We start from the raw sequence: 17123 nt of genomic DNA on the forward strand, positions 1-17123 counted from the left end.
CCTTCATGACCCGATCTCTTCAATTCGCCGCCTTCTTCGTCGGCCTCGCCGCCGTGTGCTGGGTCGGTGCCGGCTACATCGGCTCGAATCCGCTGGCGCTGGCCATCACGCTGCTCGTCGCCGCCTTCTACCTGATGGGCGCGCTCGAACTGCATCGCTTCCACCAGGCCACCTCGACCCTCTCAAGCGCAGTGGAGGACCTCTCGGTGCCGCCGGCCAGCCTGGGCCAGTGGCTCGACCGGCTCCATCCTTCGCTGCAGAACGCGGTGCGCCTGCGCATCGAGGGCGAGCGCATCGGCCTGCCGGGCCCGGCCCTGACGCCCTACCTGACAGGCCTGCTGGTGCTGCTGGGCATGCTGGGCACCTTCGTCGGCATGGTGGTCACGCTGAGCGGCACCGGCACGGCGCTCGAGACCGCATCCGACCTGCAGGCCATCCGCGCCTCGCTGGCGGCCCCGGTCAAGGGCCTGGGACTGGCCTTCGGCACCTCGCTCGCGGGCGTGGCCGCGTCCGCGACGCTGGGCCTGGTCTCGGCCTTGTGTCGGCGCGACCGGCTGCAGGCCGCGCAGCGGCTCGACACGCGGATCGCAACCACCTTGCGGGGCTTCTCGCAGGCGCACCAGCGCGAGGAGTCCTTCAAGCTGCTGCAGCAGCAGGGCCAGGCGATGCCCGTGCTGGTCGATCGCCTGCAGGCCCTGATGACGACGATGGAACGGCAGAACCAGGCGCTGAACGAACGCCTGATCTCGAGCCAGGACACATTCCACAGCAAGGCCGAGACCGTGTATGCCAGCCTCGCCACCACCGTCGGCCGATCGCTGGAACAAAGCCTGACCGAAAGCGCCCGCGCGGCCGGCGCGACGATCCAGCCCGTGGTCGAAGCCACGATGGCGGCGATCGCGCGCGAGACGGCGGCACTGCACCAGACGGTCGAGCACGGCGTGCAGCGCCAGCTCGAAGGTCTGTCGAGCCGCTTCGAGACCAGCACCGCGTCCCAGTCCGAGCTCTGGCATGCCGCGCTCGCCGGGCAGCAGCGCACCAGCGATGCGCAGACGCGCGACCTGCGCGATGCGCTCGACCAGTTCGCCCGCACCTTCGAGCAGCGCTCGGCCGCGCTCGTGGAGAGCGTGTCGACCCAACTCGAAGGCACGGTCGGCGGCCTGTCGGACAGCTGGCGCGGCGCGCTGGCGCAGCAGGAGCGCGTGAGCGAGAAGCTGGCCAACGACACGCAGGGCGCGCTGTCGACGGCGGCGGCCAGCTTCGAGCAGCATGCGGCCTCGCTGCTGCGCACGGTCGACCAGGCCCATGCCGGCCTGCAGACCGAGATCGCTTCGCGAGACGCGCAGCGCCTGGCCGCCTGGACCGGGTCGCTCGAAGCGATGGCGCGGTCGCTGCAGCAGGAATGGCAGCAGGCCGGCGAGCGCTCCGAGGCTCAGCAGCAGCAGATCTGCAAGACGCTGGCCGAGACCGCGCGCGAGATCTCGGCCCAGACCGAGGCGCACGCCCAAGGCACGATCGCCGAGATCGCGCAGCTCATGCAGGCCGCTTCCGAGGCGCCGCGGGCGGCAGCCGAAGTCATCGCCGAACTGCGCCAGAAGCTGTCCGACAGCATGGCGCGCGACAACGCCATGCTCGATGAGCGCAGCCGCATCCTGCAGACGCTCGACACCCTGCTTGGCGCCGTCAACCATGCCTCCACCGAGCAGCGCGGCGCGATCGACGCGCTGGTCGCGGCATCGGCGGACCTGCTCGACCGCGTCGGCACCCGCTTCACCGAAAAGGTCGATGCCGAGTCCGGGAAGATGGGCGAGGCCGCGGCGCAGATCACCGGCAGCGCGGTCGAGGTCGCGAGCCTGGGCGAGGCCTTCGGCTTCGGCGTGCAGCTGTTCAGCGAGTCGAACGAGAAGCTGGTGGCCCAGCTCCAGCGCATCGAAGGCGCGCTCGGCAAGGCCATCGCACGCAGCGACGAGCAGCTCGACTACTACGTGACCCAGGCCCGGGAAGTGATCGACCTGAGCATCATGTCGCAAAAGCAGATCGTCGAGGATCTGCAGCAGATCGCCGGCAGCAGCCGCGCCGCGGTGGCGAGCGAAGCGTGATGTCCGACGAGCTCGACGCCGGCCTCGAGCCGACGGTGCCGGTATGGGCCGTCTTCGGCGACCTCATGGCGGGGCTGCTGGGGGCCTTCGTGCTGATCCTGGTGTGCGTGCTCGGCATGCAGATCGAGCTCACCAGCCAGCTCGAGGCCGAGGTCAAGCAGCGCCAAGAGGCGGCCAAGCGCCTGCAGACGCTCGAACAGGCCCTGGCCGGCCCCCTGGCCGCGGGCCGAGTGACGCTCAACAACGGGCGCATCGGCATCAGTGGCAGCGTGCTGTTCGCCTTCAACTCGGCCGAGCTGCAGCCCGAAGGCCGGCAGCTGCTGAAGAGCCTGACCGCGCCGCTGGCCGCCTACCTCCAGTCGCGCGACGAGATCCTGATGGTCAGCGGCTTCACCGACGACCGCCAGATGCGCGATGGCGCCCGCCGCTTCGCCGACAACTGGGAGCTGTCGGCGCAACGCGCCCTGACCGTGACCCGGGCCTTGATCGAGGACGGCGTGCCGTCGTCGTCGGTGTTCGCCGCGGCCTTCGGGGCCGAGCAGGCGGTGGCGTCCAACGCCGATGCCGAAGGCCGGTCGAAGAACCGGCGCGTGGAGATGTCGCCCACGCCGAGGCCATCCAACGCGATCGCGAAGCGCCGTGAATAGCGAGCAGGCCATCGACATCGGCGCGATGCTCGATGCCTGGCGCGAGCGTGGCGACCATCGCGTCGATCCGATCCGCTTTCGCTTCATCGAAGCGCTCGCCAGGCGGGCCGCCGGCCACGGCGGCGACGCGCGACGCATCCTGGACCACAGGCTGGCGCAGCTGGTCATGGCGTACGGCGAGGCGCTCGAAGGCCGTCGGCCCGCGGCGGACGCCACCGAAAAGAAGCCCGGCAAGACGCCGCCGGCGCGCGGCCCGCTCGCGCAGCTCGTCGCGCATGCGGCGAGGCAGGCACCGGCTGCCGCCAGCGGCGCAGAGACCGGCGATGCCGCGACCGGCCTGCCGCCCTCGCTGCCCGAACTGAAGTCGCTCGGCTACTTCAAGAGCACCTGGTCGCGGCTCAGCGCCGATCGACGGCTGACCCAGTCGCTGGCGAAGATGCCGGAGAACGCCGGCCCGCTCAACTCGCACCATCTGGTGCACCGCTCGCTGACCCTGATGCGCGACCTGTCGCCGGACTACCTGGACCGCTTCATGTCCTATGTCGACACCTTGCTGTGGATCGAGCAGGCGACCAGCGCAGGCAGCGCGGCGGGGGCGGAGAGCCCACGCGCCGAAGGCACGCGGAAAGCCGCTCGCGGCAAGTCGGCCTGAAGAGCCTCGGCCGCGGCAGGCGGCCACCGGCTCTCACTTGAGCGTGAAGCGCGCCGTCCCCAGGGTCTTGCCCGCGTTCGTCACCACGGCCACCGCCTTCGTGCCCGCAGCCACCTTGAAGCTGCCTTTGGCTTCCAGCTTGTCGCCGGCCGGCTTGAGTTCGACCTCGGTCTTCTCCGCGCCTGCGAGCAAGGTGAGCTTCGCGGCCGCCTTGGACGGGTCCATCGGCTTGCCGTGGTCGCTCAGGTAGAGGTGCAGCGCATCGGGCCTGGCCACCAGTTCGAAGTCGGCCTCCTTGCCCGGTGCGACGACGCCGCCATGCCGCGGCGCATGGTCATCGTGCTTGTGGTCGCCCGCGGCCAGGGCGCCGCCCGCCATGCTCAGGGCCAGGATGGCCATCAGTGCCTGCTTTTTCATGGAAGTCCTCCAGAGGTTCGATTGATTGATTGAATGAAGGCGGGTCAAAGGGCCTCTTGCCCCTTGGCCTGCGCGAGTCGCTCCGCGGCCTTGCGGCCGAAGAGCCAGAACATGGCCGGCGTCAGGAAGGTGTCGAGCAGCGTCGAGCTGATCAGCCCGCAGAAGATGACGACTGCGACCGGATGCAGGATCTCGGTGCCCGGCCGCTCGGCCTCGAACAGCAGCGGCGCCAGCGCGAATGCGGTCACGAGCGCCGTCATCAGCACCGGTGCCAGCCGTTCGAGCGAGCCGCGGACGATCATCTTCTGGTCGAAGCCCTCGCCTTCGAAGCGCATCAGGTTGATGTAGTGGCTGACCTTCAGGATCCCGTTGCGCACCGAGATGCCGGCCAGGGTGATGAAGCCGACCAGCGCCGCCACCGACAGCGGCTGGCCCGCGAGCCACAGGCCGACGACGGCGCCCACCAGCGCCAGCGGGATGTTCGCCATGATCAGCAGCGAGAGCCCGGCCGACTGGTAGCGGCTGTAGAGCACCACGAACATCAGGGTCAGCGACACCAGCGACAACAGGCCGACCAGCCGGGACGCTTCTTCCTGCGCCTGGAACTGGCCCCCGAGCGTCACGAAGTAGCCCTCGGGCAGCGGCGTGCCGGCAACGACCTTGCGCATGTCCGCGACGATGTCGGAGAGCGCGCGTCCTTGCGCATTGGCCGACAGCACGATGCGCCGCTTGCCATCGTCGCGGCTGATCTGGTTCGGGCCGTCGCCCTCTTCGATGGAGGCCAGCTGCGACAGCGGCACACGGCCGGACGGCGTCTCGATGAGGATGTCCCGCAGCCCCTCGGCGGAGCGCGCGGATTCGGGCAGCTTCACGACCAGCGCGAAGCGGCGGCTGCCTTCGACGATCTGCGTGAGCTTCTCGCCCTCCACCAGGCTTTGCAGCGCGTTCAGTATCTGCGGCGCCGCAACCCCGTGGCGGGCCGCGGCCGCGTAGTCCACCCTGACCTTGATCTGCGGCGCCAGCACCTGCTTCTCGATCTCGAGATCGGCCAGCCCCGGGATCGCTGCCAGCCGGCCGCGCAGCAGGTCCGCCTGGCCGCGCAGCGTGTCGAGGTCGTCGCCGAACAGCTTGAGGGCGATCTGCGAACGGACGCCCGAGAGCATGTGATCGATGCGATGCGAGATCGGCTGCCCGATCGAGACCGCGGCCGGCAGGTTCACCAGCCGCGCCCGGATGTCGGCCGAGATCTCGCCCATCGATCGCGTCAGCTCGGCGGTCGGCCTGAGTCCGACATCGAGTTCGCTGACGTGGACACCCTCCGCGTGCTCGTCGAGCTCGGCGCGCCCGCTGCGGCGTCCGACGTGCGTGACCTCCGGCACCTGCGTGATCAACACCTCCGCCTGGCGTGCCAGCGCCGCAGTCTCGGCCAGCGTGACGCCGGGATTCAATCGCATCCCGACCAGCAGCGTCCCCTCGTTGAAGGGCGGCAGGAAGGTGGTCGGAAAAAAAGGCACCGCCGCGAGCGACGCCAGCACCGCAAGGCCGGCGGCCGCGAGGGCGCGCTTCGGCCGGTTCAGCACCTTCTGCAGCCCGCTGGCGTACCTGGCCTTCAGCCAGGCCAGCAGCCGGGTGTCGCCGTGGTCGAGCGACTTCATGCGCGGCAGCAGGTAGGACGAGAGCACCGGCGTCAGGGTCACCGAGACGATCAGGCTCGCGAGCGTCGAGACGATGAAGGCGACACCCAGCGGCACGAAGAGCTTGCCTTCCATGCCGGGCAAGGCGAACAGCGGCACGAACACCAGCACGATGATGATGGTCGCATAGAGGATCGAGGAGCGGATCTCCATCGTCGCCCGCGCCACCACCTCGACCGGATCGAGACGGTGCGTCGGATGCTTGGCCCGGTCTTCCCTGAGGCGGCGAATGGCGTTCTCGAGCCCGACCACCGCATCGTCCACCAGGCCGCCCACCGCGACCGCCAGCCCGCCCAGTGTCATGGTGTTGATCGACAGGCCGAAGTACTTGAACACCAGCGCCGCCATCAGGATGGAGACCGGGATCGCGGTGAGCGCGATGACGGTCGGCCGCAAGGTGCCCAGGAACAGGAAGAGGATCGCCGCGACGAAGACCGACGCTCCGGCCAGCTTCCACTTCAGGTTGTCGATCGAGGACTCGATGAAGCTCGCCTGCCTGAAGGTCACGCGCGGCGTCTCCATGCCGGCCGGCAGCGAGGCCTTCATGCCGTCGAGCGCCGCCTCGATCGCCCGGGTGAGCGAGACGGTGTCGGCCGTGGGCTGCTTCTGGATGCCGAGGATGACCGCCGGCTTGCCCTCGAAGCCGGCGTCGCCGCGCTTCGGTGCGGCCGCGAAGCTCACGTCCGCGATCTGGCGCAGCAGGATCGCCTGGCCGTTGCGCGACGCCAGCGCCAGGTTCTTCAGGTCGTCGAGCAGCGAAGTGCGGCCGAGGTGGCGGATCAGGTATTCGCGTCCGTTGAGTTCGAGGAAGCCACCCGAGGTGTTGGACGAGAAGCCCTTGAGCGCGGCCTCCAGCTGCTCGTGCGTGATGCCCAGTTCCGACATGCGTGTCGTGTTCGGCTGGACCTGGAACTGCCGCACCTCGCCGCCGATCGGAATCACCTGGGCCACACCCGGGATCGCCATCAGGCGGGGGCGAAGCACCCAGTCCGCGTACTCGCGCACCGCCATCGGCGAGATCTTCGCGGTGTCGACCGGGATCGCGATCTGCATGATCTCGCCCATGATCGAACTGATCGGCCCCATGCGCGGCACGATGCCCTCGGCCAGGCCCTCCTCCATCGAAGCCAGGCGCTCGGACACCATCTGCCGGGCGCGGAAGATGTCGGTGTCCCAGCCGAAGGTCACGTAGAGGAAGGACAGCCCGGCCGAGGAGACCGAGCGAACCGTCTCGACGCCGGGCAGGCCGTTCATCGTCGTCTCCAGCGGGAAGGTGATGAGTTGCTCCACCTCCTCGGCGGCCATGCCGCCGGCCTCGGTCATGACCGTGACGGTGGGCTTGTCGAGGTCGGGAAAGACGTCGACCGGCGTGCGCGACAGGGTCCATGCGCCATAGGCCATCAGAACCACGCTGGCGATGAGCACCAGCAACCGGTTCGACAGGCTGCTCGTCAGTAGCCACTTGAACATTCGTGGCTCCTTCAGCGGACCTGGTTGATGAGGCTGGCACCTTGCGTGGCGATGCGGTCGCCGGCCTTCAGGCCCGAAGTCACCGCGACCGTCACGCCGTCCAGCGGTTCGACGCTGACGACGCGAGGCTCGAACTTCTCGGGCGCCGTCTTGACCCACACGATGGTCTGGTTCGACGGACTCCTCATGAGCGAAGCCGCCGGGACCGCGATGCCCTGGACCTTCGAAAGAGTCCGGACATGGACCTTGACCGGCTGGCCCACCGCCAGCTTCGACAAGGCCGCGCCGCTGGCCGCGAAGCTCAATGGCAGCGCTTGTTCGCGCAGCGCGCGCGCCGCGCCCAGAAAACGCAGCGGCACGCGATCGCCGCCGACGGCAAGCGTCGCGCCGCCGACGTTCGCCCCGAGCTCGGGATCGAAGGACAGCGCTTCGATGGCCAGTCGATGGGGGTCGACCACTTCGTAGACCAGTTCCCGCGCATCGACCACCTGCCCCGCGACCACATTGGAGGAAGCGATGACGCCGGCCACCGGGGCCACCAATGCCTCGCGCTCGTTCAGCCCGGCATGGACGGCGCCGGCGCGCGCGCCCAGGCTGGCCAGGTCGGCCTCGGCGGCCTCGATCTCCTTTTGCGGCACGGTGTCCGACAGCGCCTTGAGCCGGGCCAGGCGTTTTTCGGCCAGAGCCCGCGACGCCCGCAGTTCCGCGAGCTGGGCCGCCTGGACCGAGCGCTCCAGCGGCGCGCTGGACGGAATCACGTAGGCCAGCAGCTCGCCCTTGCGAACCGCTTGACCGACCGCAGGCAGGCCTCGCGGACCGGGCTCCACGCGGCCCGCAGTCGTGGGCTGCACCTTGCCGCCCGCGTTCGGGTCCATCGTGACCTTGCCCGCCAGCTCGACGGTGCGCGCCAGTTCCTCGGTGCTGGCGACGGCGGTCCGGATCGACAGTTGCCGCTGTGCCGCCTTGGGAAGGAACACGCTGCCATCCGGCAGGCGGCTCGGTCCGTTCGACGGCGCGGCCGGCGCCGATTCGCCATGGCTGTGGCCATGCCCGTCCGCGGCCCAGGCCGGCAGCGCGCAGGCGACGATGAGCGCGAGTATCGACCTGGCGATCATGCTGGAGCTCCCATGCGTGCGCGGCGCCGCAGCGCGGCGCCCGCGCCGAGCACGACGAGCGCGCCGGCGGTCCAGGCGGCGACCGTGCGCCAATCGCGCCCGTGCACGTCCGCGACGGGCGCCGCCGCATGCAAGTCCAGGTCCGCCGCCAGCAGGTCGGACAGACCGCCGGCGACGACGGACGCAGTCACCGCGACGACGCCCGGCTCGAGCGCTTCGGCCAGCGTGCCTTCGTACTCGCCGTCCGCGCGCTCGGCGAGCGCGAGCTTCGCGCCGCCGATCTCGAGTTCGACCTTGGCGTTCCTGACCGGCGCGTTGTCCTCGAAGCTGTCGAGGTAGAGCGTGAGCTTCTTGCCGTCGATCACGCCCACCAGTTCGAAGGCGTCGGAAACGGCCGCGAAGCGCGGCAGCGCCGGGCCGCTCGGTGCGGCGGCCGGGCCATGGTCATGGCCGTGCTCATCCGCGGCCGTGGCAGGCACGGCGCCCAGGGCGGCCACCAGGGCCAGGGCATTCAATGTGTGTCTGGAGATCATTGCGTTGTTCTTTCCTTGGCTATTGCGGCAACAAGCCGAGTGCCTGGCGCCACTGCGAGACCGCAGCAGCGAGATCGATGCGGCTGCGGGCCGCCTGGCGCTGCGCGTCGGCCGCCTCCTGCTCGATCCGCAGGCGGGTCGGCAGGTCGGTTTCGCCGAGCCGGAACGACTTCTCGAAGAAGCCGCGCGATTCACCGGCCAGCCGGCTGCGGCGCTCTGCCGCCTCGACCGCCAGCGCGAGCGCCTTCACGCGCTCGCTGGCGGCCCGGGCCTCGGCGCCGATGCGCGCCTGCTCGACGAGCAACTGGGCTTCGGCCTCCGTCTGCTCGGCGCCGGCGACCGCGATCCGCGCATCGCTGCGGCTGAGTCTTCCGAGCGGGATGCGGACCGCCACGCTGAGTACCTGGGCGTAGCGTTCGTTGGCGTCGGAACGCTCGCGCGTCACGCCCAGCATCAGTTCGGGATTGGCGCGGGTCTGCGCCGCGGCCAGTTCGGCCTGGCGCCGCGCCACATCGGCGCGCGCCACCAGGTCCTGAAGCACGGGATGCGAGGCATCGGCCGGCGGTTCGACCGGCCTCGCTTCGGACGCCAGCTGCTCGACGGCGAGCGGCGCCGCGCCGGTCAGCGCGGTCCAGCGCTGCGCGGCCTGCGCCAGCGCCGCATCCGACTCGGCCACGGCGCCTTCGGCCGCCGCCACCGCCGCCTCGGCCTGATGGCTGTCGGACCGGGCCAGGTCGCCCGCGCCGACGCGCCGTGCGACATCGGCCGCGAGCTGCTGCGAACCGCTCAGGCGTTGCTGTGCCAGGGAGCGATCCAGACTGGCCTTCGCATAGGTCCAGTAGGCCTCCCGAACCTCCGCGGCCAAGCGCCATTGCGCGGCGAACAGGCGCGCCTCGACGGCGCCGCTGTCGGCATGGGCAGCGGCCAGCGAACGGGACTTTTCGCCCGGCAGCCAGATCGGGACGGCGACCTTGGCCTCGTACTCCCGCGCGCCGGTGTTGCTGGTCAGGCGGTCGCCCTTGGCTGTCAGTTCGAGCGCCGGCGGCTCGGGGGTCCAGCGCTGCGCCGCCGCCTCCGAAGCGGTTGCGGCGTCCCGACGCAAGCCGGCGCCACGGTACTCGGGCTGCCGCGCCCATGCGGCTTCGAAGCCCTGCTTGATCGAGCCGCCGCCCGAGGCGGCCGGCTGCGCTTGCACCGGCAGGCCGCAAGCCAGTGCAAGCACCAGCGCACCGGGGGTTCCCCAGTGGGTTGAATTCATGTGATGGTCTCGTCGCGATGGCAGGCGCGGCGGCCCGCCGATTCAAGAACCCGACGAGGGTGGCGCGCCGGATGGGCGCCAACGGATCAACCGCCTCGTCAGCCTGTCAGGCGACGAGGGCCGAGGGCGGCCGCAGGAGCGTGTCGACGAAGCGGTCTGGCACCGCCCATGCGTAGCGAACGGAATAGGCGTGGCCACCCCAGAGGGTCGGCACGCTTTCCGAGGCCGGCACCACCGCGGTGGCTGCCGCGTGGCAGACGCCGCAATCCGGATGGTTCGAGAGCGAGCCGGCCGGGCCTTCGTCGGCCGGCTGCACCGCCTGCGCAGCGTCGGCGTGCTCGTGCTGATGGTGACCGAAGTGGCTGGCGCCCTGTGGCTCGTGCGCGCAGACGCTCGCTGCCGCCGCCCAGGTCCACTGGATCGGCAGCACGACCATCAGGAAGATGAACACGAGGCGGCGCATGAGGGGCGCGAGTCTATCAAAGCACCCGATGGGCCGGAAATCCGAAAGGGCAAATGGCGCGGCTCGGCTGGCTGCCTGCCTGCCTGCCTCCCAGATTTCTCTCCGATCCCGGCGCAGCATCGATGGCCGAGCCGGCCTGAACCCGGCGCCGACAGCCATGACACCTTCCATGCCCACGAACGCCCCGCCCTCCTTTCGCGCATCGCGCCGCGGCGTGCTGATCTCCGGACTGGCCGCCACGGTCGCGGGCAACGCCTCGCGCGCAGAAAGCCTCGCGCCCTCCGATCCAGGCCGCCTGCCCCTGACCGCGGCCGCCACCGAAGGCCCGTACTACTTCGATGCGCGCAAGTTCCGGTCCGACATCACCGAAGGACGGCCCGGCGTGCCGCTGGAGGTCCGCTTCACGGTGCTGGGCCTGGAGCGAAGGCCGTGGCCGGGCGCGCGGGTCGACATCTGGCATTGCGATGCGCAAGGGGTCTACTCCGGCTATGCCGGCCAGGGCGAAGACCAGCGACTGTCCACCCAGGGCCAGAGCTTCCTGCGCGGCTCGCTGCTGACCGATGCCAGCGGCACGGCCGCGTTCTCGACCATCTACCCCGGCTGGTATCGCGGCCGCACGACGCATGTGCACTTCAAGGTCTTCGACGGCGCGCATGAGGTCCTCACCTCGCAGTTCTTCCTGCCCGACGCGCTCAGCGAGTTCCTCTACACCCGGCTGCCGGACTATCGCCGCGCCAGCCTGCGCGACACGCTCAACAGCAGCGACGGCATCGCGCTGCAGGCCGGGGCCACCGTGCTGGGCGCCGTGCGCGAAGAGGCACGCGCCTATGTCGCCAGCCTGACGCTGGTGGCGGACCCCGCGGCCAGGCCGGTCGCCGAGCGGGCGCCGCCGCCGCCGGGCGAGCGAGGGCCGGCAGGCCGAGGCCGGCCCGGCGGTCCGCCTCCACCGCAATTCCAGCCGCTCGACGGCGAGGCGCGCACCCGGGCGCTGGTGCCCGGAAGGGCCTAGCGCGGTCGACGATCGTGGGCGTCGGCCTACACACGCCGGCAACACGGCCCGGATAGGATTTCACGCTTGCGCATGAATCTCGCCTCCCTTGCCTTGCCTGCCCTGTGCCTCGCCCTTGCCGGATGCGATCTGCATCTGGACGATCCGCAGGAACTCGCCACCCTCGCCGGCGTGGCGCCCCCCGCCTTCACGGCCCTGCCATCGACCCAGGCACCGGATTGCTCGGTGGTGCTGTATGGCGACTCGATCCTCAACGGCGCCTACGTCGACCATGAGCGCTTCATGCGCCATCCGCGCAACCCGGCGGCCGAACTCAAGGCGCGGCGGCCTGCATGGCGCATCGACGACCGAACGCAGCCCGGCCAGTCGCTGGCGAAGCTGGCCAAGGGATTCAGGACCGATCCGCGCGCGGCCCGCGTGGTCGTGATCGGCAGCGGCATCGCCGAAGGCTGGGCCGGGGAGACCGTCCTGCACAACCTGCCCTGGATGGTTCACACCGTCCGCTACGAAGGCCGCATCCCGGTGCTGACAGGCTATGCGCGGCAGTTGCCCAATGCCTTCATGACACCCGACAAGATGGCCGGGCGCGACCTCGTCGACGACGAGGTGGACGAACTGGCCGAGGACATGAAGGTCGAGTTCGCGGACATCGGCGAGGCCGGCCCGGTCGCGCTGGCGGACGACGTGCATCCGACCTCCGAATACAGCCTGCGGCTCACCGACAGGCTGGTCGCGGCGCTGGACCGCGTGGCGCCGGAATGCAGCCAGCGGCCCGCAGCTAGATCGACGCCCCCGCCGACTCGAGCGCCGGCTTAACGCTTTCGACCGCGCCGCCCCCGTCGCACGGAATCACGGCGCCCGAGATGTAGCCCGCATAGGGCGAAGCCAGGAACAGCGCCAGGTTGGCGATGTCGTCGAGACTGCCGAAGCGCTTGAGCGGCACCGCGTCCTGCGCCGACTGCCGTTCGGCCGCCGACGGCGCCATCAGCTTGCGGAAGCCCTCGGTGCCGTCGATCGGGCCCGGCGAGATCGAGTTGATGCGAAGGCCCTCGCCGCCCCATTCGAGCGCCAGCACGCGCGTGAGCTGGTCGACACCGGCCTTGGCGGCACAGGCGTGCGCCTGGTAGCGCATCGGCACGAAGGACTGCGGCGCCGTGATGCTGATCACCGATGCGCCGGGCTTGCGCAGGTGCGCATGCGCCTGGCGCAGCACGTGGAAGCTGCCGACCAGGTCGATGTCGACCACCACCTTGAAGCCGTTGGACGACATGTCCTTGGCCTCGCAGAGAAAGTTGCCGGCCGCGCCGGACACCAGCACGTCGATGGGGCCGAAGCGGTCGACCGATTCCTGCAGGGCCCGGCCCACCGCATCGAAGTCGCGCACGTCGGCGCACACGCCATGCACCTCGCCGCCGTGACCGCGCAGTTCGGCGACCGCGGCCTCGACGTTCTCGGGCTTGCGGCTGGCCACCGTGAGCCTGGCGCCCTGGCGCGCGAACGCGTGCGCGATGCCGAAGTTGATGCCCGTGGTGCCGCCGAACACGACGACGTGCCGGCCTGTGAAATCGAAATCTACTTGCATGGGTCCTCGAAAAAGAATCAGGCGAACTGGTAGCGCGGCGAGCCCGCGGCGGCCCGGCCGTAGAGCTCGAGCCTGCGGCTGCCGGCGAAGATCGATTTGGGTGTCAGGCCGTAGACCTGCCGGATCGAGTGGCTGAAATGGGTCGAGTCGGGGTAGCCGACATCGAGCGCGATGTTCGCGAGGTTGGCGTTCTGCGTCACGTAGTAGAGAACGCTGCGGGCCCGCTGCCAGGTGCGGAAGCTGCGGAACGGCGTGCCCACCTCGGCCTTGAACAGGTGCAGGAAACGCGACACCGACAGGTGCGAAGCGTCGGCGCAGTCTTGCGCCGAGGTGTGGCTGTTGGGGTCGTCCTTGATGCGCGCGAGCGTGGCGCGGATGCGCCGGTCGATGGCACGCGGCGCCAGCGCGTCGCCGAAGAAGCTGCGGTCGAAGTCGGCCGTCTGCGGGAACTGCCGCGTGCTGCTGCAACGGAAGCGTTCGAGCGCGGCACGCAAGGCACGCAGCACCTCGTCTTCGCACACGAGGCCGCGCCCCTGCGCGATGAAGGCCGGCAGGCGCTTGCTCTCCACGCTGTCGGCCTCGATGAGGATGTTGCAGATCATGCGTTCGCCCGAGGCGATGCGGTGCGGCACGTAGGGCGGAATCACCGACACCTCGGCCTCCTCCCAGGCGCCGCCCGCGACGCTGATGCGGTGCGGCTTGCTGAGCGAGACGTAGATCGAATAGGCGCCGAAGGTGCGCACCGAGGGCTCGCCGAGCAGGCCCACGTAGAGCACGCGATCCGCGTTCAGCCACATGAGCGGCTCCTGCCGCGCGGGGGCGCTGCCGCGCACGGCGATCGAGGATGCGGAAGATTCGAGTTCGATGTGCATGCTTGTCTCCTTGCTTCTGTTCTGCCGTTCGGGTTGCCGCGGGCCGGATGCCTGGGGCTAGCGATACTTCCTGAGCTCCAGCTGCCCGATCTGGTTGCGGTGCACTTCGTCGGGCCCGTCGGCCAGCCGCAGCAGGCGCGCGGTGGCATAGGCCGACGCGATGCCGACGTCGTTGTTGGTGCCGCCGCCGCCGAAGGCCTGGATGGTCCAGTCGATCACCTGGCAAGCCATCTTGGGCGCCGCCACCTTGATCATCGCGATCTCGGCCTTGGCGACCTTGTTGCCCACGGTGTCCATGCGATGCGCCGCGTTCAAGGTCAGCAGCCGGGCCTGCTCGATCAGGATGCGCGACTCGGCGATGCGCTCGACCGTCACGCCCTGCTGCGCCACGGGCTTGCCGAAGGCCACGCGCGACAGGCTGCGCTGGCACATCAGCTCGAGCATCTTCTCGGCCAGGCCGACCAGCCGCATGCAGTGGTGGATGCGTCCCGGGCCGAGCCGGCCCTGGGCGATCTCGAAGCCGCGGCCCTCGCCGAGCAGCATGTTCGAGGCCGGCACGCGCACGTTCTCGAAAGTGACTTCGGATGCCCGGTCGGGCACGCCATAGAAGCCGAACACCGCGATCGGCCGCACCACCGTGACGCCGGGCGTGTCCAGCGGCACCAGGATCATCGACTGCTGCTTGTGGCGGTCGGCATTGTCGGGGTCGGACTTGCCCATGAAGATGCAGATCTTGCAGCGCGGGTCGGTGGCATTGGTGGTGTACCACTTGCGGCCGTTGATCACGTAGTGGTCGCCGTCGCGCACGATGCTCGACTCGATGTTGGTGGCGTCGCTGGAGGCCACGTCGGGCTCGGTCATCGCGAAACAGGAGCGGATCTCGCCGGCCAGCAGCGGCACCAGCCACTTCGCCTGCTGCTCGGGCGTGCCGTAGCGGGCCAGCACCTCCATGTTGCCGGTGTCGGGCGCGGAGCAGTTGAAGACCTCGGGCGCCAGGTGGGAGCGGCCCATGATCTCGCACAGCGGCGCGTATTCGAAGTTGCTCAGGCCGGCGCCGTGCTCGGACTCCGGCAGGAACAGGTTCCACAGGCCGGCGGCACGGGCCTTGGGCTTGAGCTCCTCGAGCACCGGGGCGACCTTCCACGGGCCCAGTTCTTCGGCCTCGCGGTAGTAGCGCTTCTCGTTCGGATAGATGTGCTCGTCCATGAAGGCGACGAGGCGTTGCTGCAGATCCTGGACCTTGGGGGAGAACTCGAACACGGGTGACTTTCGGATGGAATGGATGAGAGCCGCAACTAGCGCGCGGTCCTGGGGAAGTGGGCCTCGACCTGGCGCCAGGCGGCCTCGGCGATCGGCCGGGCGCGGGCACCGGTCTCGCGCGCCTCGGCGCTCGACGCCGTGCCGTCGTGCGAGCGCTTGAGAATGCCTTGCAGGATGGCGGCGAGCCGGAACATGGCGTAGGCCAGGTAGAACTCCCAATGCGACGGATCGACCGGCTCGCGGCCGACCCGGCGGCAATAGGCATCGAGGTAGGCGCGCTCGCCCGGAATGCCGAGGGCCGCGAAGTCGGCGCCGGCCATGCCGCGGAACTGCTGCGCGCCCAGGCGCCAGGGCAGCGCGTGGTAGGCGAAGTCGGCCAGCGGGTGGCCGAGCGTGGACAGTTCCCAGTCGAGCAGCGCCAGCACGCGCGGCTCGCTCGGGTGGAAGATCATGTTGTCGATGCGCAGGTCGCCATGGAAGATGCAGCTTTCGTCCCGGCCCGTCGGCGTGACCGGGACATTCGCCGGCAGCCACTCGATCAACCGCTCCATCGCGGGAATCGCGTCGACGCCGCCGGGGCCTTCGACCGTCGCCTGGTACTGGCGGGTCCAGCGCGCGATCTGGCGCTCGAAGAAGGCCCCGGGCCGGCCGTAGTGGGCCAGTCCGGCCGCATCCACGTCGACCCGATGCAGCGCGGCGACCACGCGGTTCATCTCGTCGTAGATGGCGCTGCGCCCGGCCACCGGCATGCCGGGCAGCGCCGGGTCCCAGAGCACGCGGCCGTCGACGAATGCCATCACGTAGAACGGCGTGCCGACCACCTGCGGGTCGTCGCAGAAGCAATGCACGCGCGCCACCGGCACGTCGGTGCCGCCCAGGGCATGCAGCACCCGGTACTCGCGGTCGACCGCATGCGCGGAGGGCAGCAGCACGCCGTCGGGTTGCTTGCGCAGCACGTAGCGGGCACCGGCGGAATCGCTCAGGAGATAGGTTGGGTTGGACTGGCCGCCTTTGAAGCGGGTGGCGCTCAGCGGGCCGCGCAGGCCGGGCAGCCGGCCTTCGAGCCAGGCTGCCAGGCGGACCGTGTCCAGCGGCCGCGGGGCGGTTTCCGGAGAGTTCGCGCTCACGAGGAAGGTCCTTGCATGCGGCCCATCGTAGGCCACATTGTCTGACAATACATCAGGGTTTGTCCGACACTATCGCCCGATAAACAGAGGGTTTCTCTTGGCCGAGAAGGCCTTGACGCCCTCCTGGGCATCGGCCGTGGCGCCCGAGGCGACCATGCCGCGGTGCTCGATCTCGAGTTGGGCTTCGAGCGCGCGGCCGGCCGCGCCGTCGAGCAGGGCCTTGGTCCGCGCCAGCGCCGCGGTGGCGCCGGCGGCGAGCGCCTCGACCCGTTCGCGCGCACGGGCTTCGAGTTCGGCGTCCGGATGGACCTGCGACACGGCGCCGATCGCCAGGCATTCGCGCGCCGTCAATGATTGGTTGGTCAGGAAGATCTCCTTGGCACGCGCGGCACCCACGCGGCGCGCCAGCAGCCAGGACGATCCGGCGTCGGGTGTGAGGCCGATCGCCGTATAGCCGCCGCGCAGCTTCATCGACTCGGCCGCGAGCACGATGTCGGCACAAAGCGCGAGGCCGATGCCGCCGCCGCCGACCGGACCGTTGAGCGCGCTGACCACCGGCACCGGCAGCGTCGCCAGCGTGTGGATCGCGCGGTGCAGCGGCGGGATCGCGCGGTCGAGCAGGCCGGACAGGTCGCCGCCCGCATCGACGAAGTCGGCGATGTCGCCGCCGGCGCAGAACTGCCGGCCACGGGCCCGCAGCAACACCGCGCGCACGCCCTTGTCGGCCGCCAGCCGCTCGATGCAGTCGACCAGCGCGCGACCGGTCTCGAGGTCGAGCACATTGGCCCGTTCGGGGCGGTTGAGCGTGAGCAGTGCGACCGCGCCCTCACGCTCCAGCAGTACGGAGTCGGACAATCCAGGACCTCTTTGAACGCAGCGGCGCCGCGACGATGGCCGAGCGTAGGCAAGGCCCTGCCCTGCGTCT

The 17123-nt window shown here is 70.1% G+C and carries 16 protein-coding genes; 5 read left to right on the plus strand and 11 right to left on the minus strand.

All coding sequences use genetic code 11. The features are described 5' to 3' along the window. The first annotated feature begins 5 nt into the window (after window positions 1-5). Genes QTI45_RS11435 through QTI45_RS11445 form a run of 3 tightly spaced genes read left to right on the plus strand, consistent with a single transcriptional unit; the run spans window position 6 to window position 3398 of the window. Window positions 6-2099, plus strand: coding sequence for a DUF802 domain-containing protein (locus tag QTI45_RS11435; RefSeq protein WP_286654421.1), 2094 nt, complete (start codon window positions 6-8; stop codon window positions 2097-2099). Further along, on the plus strand, window positions 2099-2746 hold the full coding sequence (locus QTI45_RS11440) for an OmpA family protein (RefSeq protein ID WP_286368752.1): 648 nt from the start codon (window positions 2099-2101) through the stop codon (window positions 2744-2746). The genes QTI45_RS11435 and QTI45_RS11440 overlap by 1 nt, the downstream gene beginning before the upstream one ends. Continuing rightward, entirely contained in the window at window positions 2739-3398 is a 660-nt protein-coding gene (locus QTI45_RS11445; protein WP_353621294.1) for a DUF2894 domain-containing protein, read from the plus strand. The genes QTI45_RS11440 and QTI45_RS11445 overlap by 8 nt, the downstream gene beginning before the upstream one ends. Window positions 3399-3431: 33 nt before the next feature. Here QTI45_RS11445 and QTI45_RS11450 read toward each other — a convergent pair whose 3' ends face one another. The 6 genes from QTI45_RS11450 to QTI45_RS11475 all read right to left on the minus strand — a co-directional run bounded on the left by QTI45_RS11450 (window position 3432) and on the right by QTI45_RS11475 (window position 10348). Next, entirely contained in the window at window positions 3432-3815 is a 384-nt protein-coding gene (locus tag QTI45_RS11450; protein ID WP_286654422.1) for a hypothetical protein, read from the minus strand. A gap of 44 nt (window positions 3816-3859) precedes the next feature. Then, window positions 3860-6979: an efflux RND transporter permease subunit gene (locus tag QTI45_RS11455; RefSeq protein WP_286654423.1), complete on the minus strand. Its 3120-nt coding sequence runs from the start codon at window positions 6977-6979 to the stop codon at window positions 3860-3862. Window positions 6980-6990: 11 nt separating this feature from the next. Next, window positions 6991-8094 carry an efflux RND transporter periplasmic adaptor subunit gene (locus QTI45_RS11460; RefSeq protein WP_286654424.1) on the minus strand — a complete coding sequence of 368 codons (1104 nt, stop codon included), beginning with the start codon at window positions 8092-8094 and terminating at the stop codon, window positions 6991-6993. Beyond that, window positions 8091-8627 carry a hypothetical protein gene (locus QTI45_RS11465; protein WP_286654425.1) on the minus strand — a complete coding sequence of 179 codons (537 nt, stop codon included), beginning with the start codon at window positions 8625-8627 and terminating at the stop codon, window positions 8091-8093. Before QTI45_RS11465 ends, QTI45_RS11460 begins: the two co-directional genes overlap by 4 nt. A 19-nt stretch (window positions 8628-8646) precedes the next feature. Next, window positions 8647-9885 carry a TolC family protein gene (locus QTI45_RS11470; protein ID WP_286654426.1) on the minus strand — a complete coding sequence of 413 codons (1239 nt, stop codon included), beginning with the start codon at window positions 9883-9885 and terminating at the stop codon, window positions 8647-8649. Window positions 9886-9991: 106 nt separating this feature from the next. Beyond that, window positions 9992-10348 (minus strand): hypothetical protein, encoded by a 357-nt coding sequence (locus tag QTI45_RS11475; protein ID WP_286368746.1) that lies wholly within the window; start codon window positions 10346-10348, stop codon window positions 9992-9994. A 169-nt stretch (window positions 10349-10517) separates the two neighbouring features. Between QTI45_RS11475 and QTI45_RS11480 the strand changes: the two genes are divergently transcribed. After that, window positions 10518-11357 carry an intradiol ring-cleavage dioxygenase gene (locus QTI45_RS11480; RefSeq protein WP_286654427.1) on the plus strand — a complete coding sequence of 280 codons (840 nt, stop codon included), beginning with the start codon at window positions 10518-10520 and terminating at the stop codon, window positions 11355-11357. Window positions 11358-11429: 72 nt separating this feature from the next. Next, window positions 11430-12173: an SGNH/GDSL hydrolase family protein gene (locus QTI45_RS11485; protein WP_286654428.1), complete on the plus strand. Its 744-nt coding sequence runs from the start codon at window positions 11430-11432 to the stop codon at window positions 12171-12173. On the opposite strand, the gene QTI45_RS11490 is transcribed toward QTI45_RS11485, so the two are convergent. The 5 genes from QTI45_RS11490 to QTI45_RS11510 all read right to left on the minus strand — a co-directional run bounded on the left by QTI45_RS11490 (window position 12136) and on the right by QTI45_RS11510 (window position 17053). Next, window positions 12136-12939, minus strand: coding sequence for an SDR family oxidoreductase (locus QTI45_RS11490; RefSeq protein WP_286654429.1), 804 nt, complete (start codon window positions 12937-12939; stop codon window positions 12136-12138). The genes QTI45_RS11485 and QTI45_RS11490 overlap by 38 nt on opposite strands. Window positions 12940-12956: 17 nt before the next feature. Further along, the gene (locus QTI45_RS11495) at window positions 12957-13811 is read right to left on the minus strand and encodes a helix-turn-helix transcriptional regulator (RefSeq protein WP_286654430.1); all 855 of its coding nucleotides are present in this window, start codon (window positions 13809-13811) and stop codon (window positions 12957-12959) included. Window positions 13812-13868: 57 nt separating this feature from the next. Beyond that, entirely contained in the window at window positions 13869-15071 is a 1203-nt protein-coding gene (locus tag QTI45_RS11500; protein WP_286654431.1) for an acyl-CoA dehydrogenase family protein, read from the minus strand. A 35-nt stretch (window positions 15072-15106) separates the two neighbouring features. Next, window positions 15107-16198 (minus strand): phosphotransferase, encoded by a 1092-nt coding sequence (locus QTI45_RS11505; protein ID WP_286654432.1) that lies wholly within the window; start codon window positions 16196-16198, stop codon window positions 15107-15109. Between the two features lie 69 nt (window positions 16199-16267). Then, window positions 16268-17053 (minus strand): enoyl-CoA hydratase-related protein, encoded by a 786-nt coding sequence (locus QTI45_RS11510; protein WP_286654433.1) that lies wholly within the window; start codon window positions 17051-17053, stop codon window positions 16268-16270. Window positions 17054-17123: the final 70 nt, after the last annotated feature.

The sequence above is a fragment of the Variovorax saccharolyticus genome, assembly GCF_030316765.1.
Lineage (GTDB): Bacteria > Pseudomonadota > Gammaproteobacteria > Burkholderiales > Burkholderiaceae_C > Variovorax > Variovorax saccharolyticus.

Bases quoted from the DNA above. Each gene is read 5' to 3' on its own strand.
- QTI45_RS11435 (WP_286654421.1), top strand. From the start codon at position 6: ATGACCCGATCTCTTCAATTCGCCGCCTTCTTCGTCGGCCTCGCCGCC.
- QTI45_RS11440 (WP_286368752.1), top strand. From the start codon at position 2,099: ATGTCCGACGAGCTCGACGCCGGCCTCGAGCCGACGGTGCCGGTATGG.
- QTI45_RS11450 (WP_286654422.1), bottom strand. From the start codon at position 3,815: ATGAAAAAGCAGGCACTGATGGCCATCCTGGCCCTGAGCATGGCGGGC.
- QTI45_RS11455 (WP_286654423.1), bottom strand. From the start codon at position 6,979: ATGTTCAAGTGGCTACTGACGAGCAGCCTGTCGAACCGGTTGCTGGTG.
- QTI45_RS11460 (WP_286654424.1), bottom strand. From the start codon at position 8,094: ATGATCGCCAGGTCGATACTCGCGCTCATCGTCGCCTGCGCGCTGCCG.
- QTI45_RS11465 (WP_286654425.1), bottom strand. From the start codon at position 8,627: ATGATCTCCAGACACACATTGAATGCCCTGGCCCTGGTGGCCGCCCTG.
- QTI45_RS11470 (WP_286654426.1), bottom strand. From the start codon at position 9,885: ATGAATTCAACCCACTGGGGAACCCCCGGTGCGCTGGTGCTTGCACTG.
- QTI45_RS11475 (WP_286368746.1), bottom strand. From the start codon at position 10,348: ATGCGCCGCCTCGTGTTCATCTTCCTGATGGTCGTGCTGCCGATCCAG.
- QTI45_RS11480 (WP_286654427.1), top strand. From the start codon at position 10,518: ATGCCCACGAACGCCCCGCCCTCCTTTCGCGCATCGCGCCGCGGCGTG.
- QTI45_RS11485 (WP_286654428.1), top strand. From the start codon at position 11,430: ATGAATCTCGCCTCCCTTGCCTTGCCTGCCCTGTGCCTCGCCCTTGCC.
- QTI45_RS11490 (WP_286654429.1), bottom strand. From the start codon at position 12,939: ATGCAAGTAGATTTCGATTTCACAGGCCGGCACGTCGTCGTGTTCGGC.
- QTI45_RS11495 (WP_286654430.1), bottom strand. From the start codon at position 13,811: ATGCACATCGAACTCGAATCTTCCGCATCCTCGATCGCCGTGCGCGGC.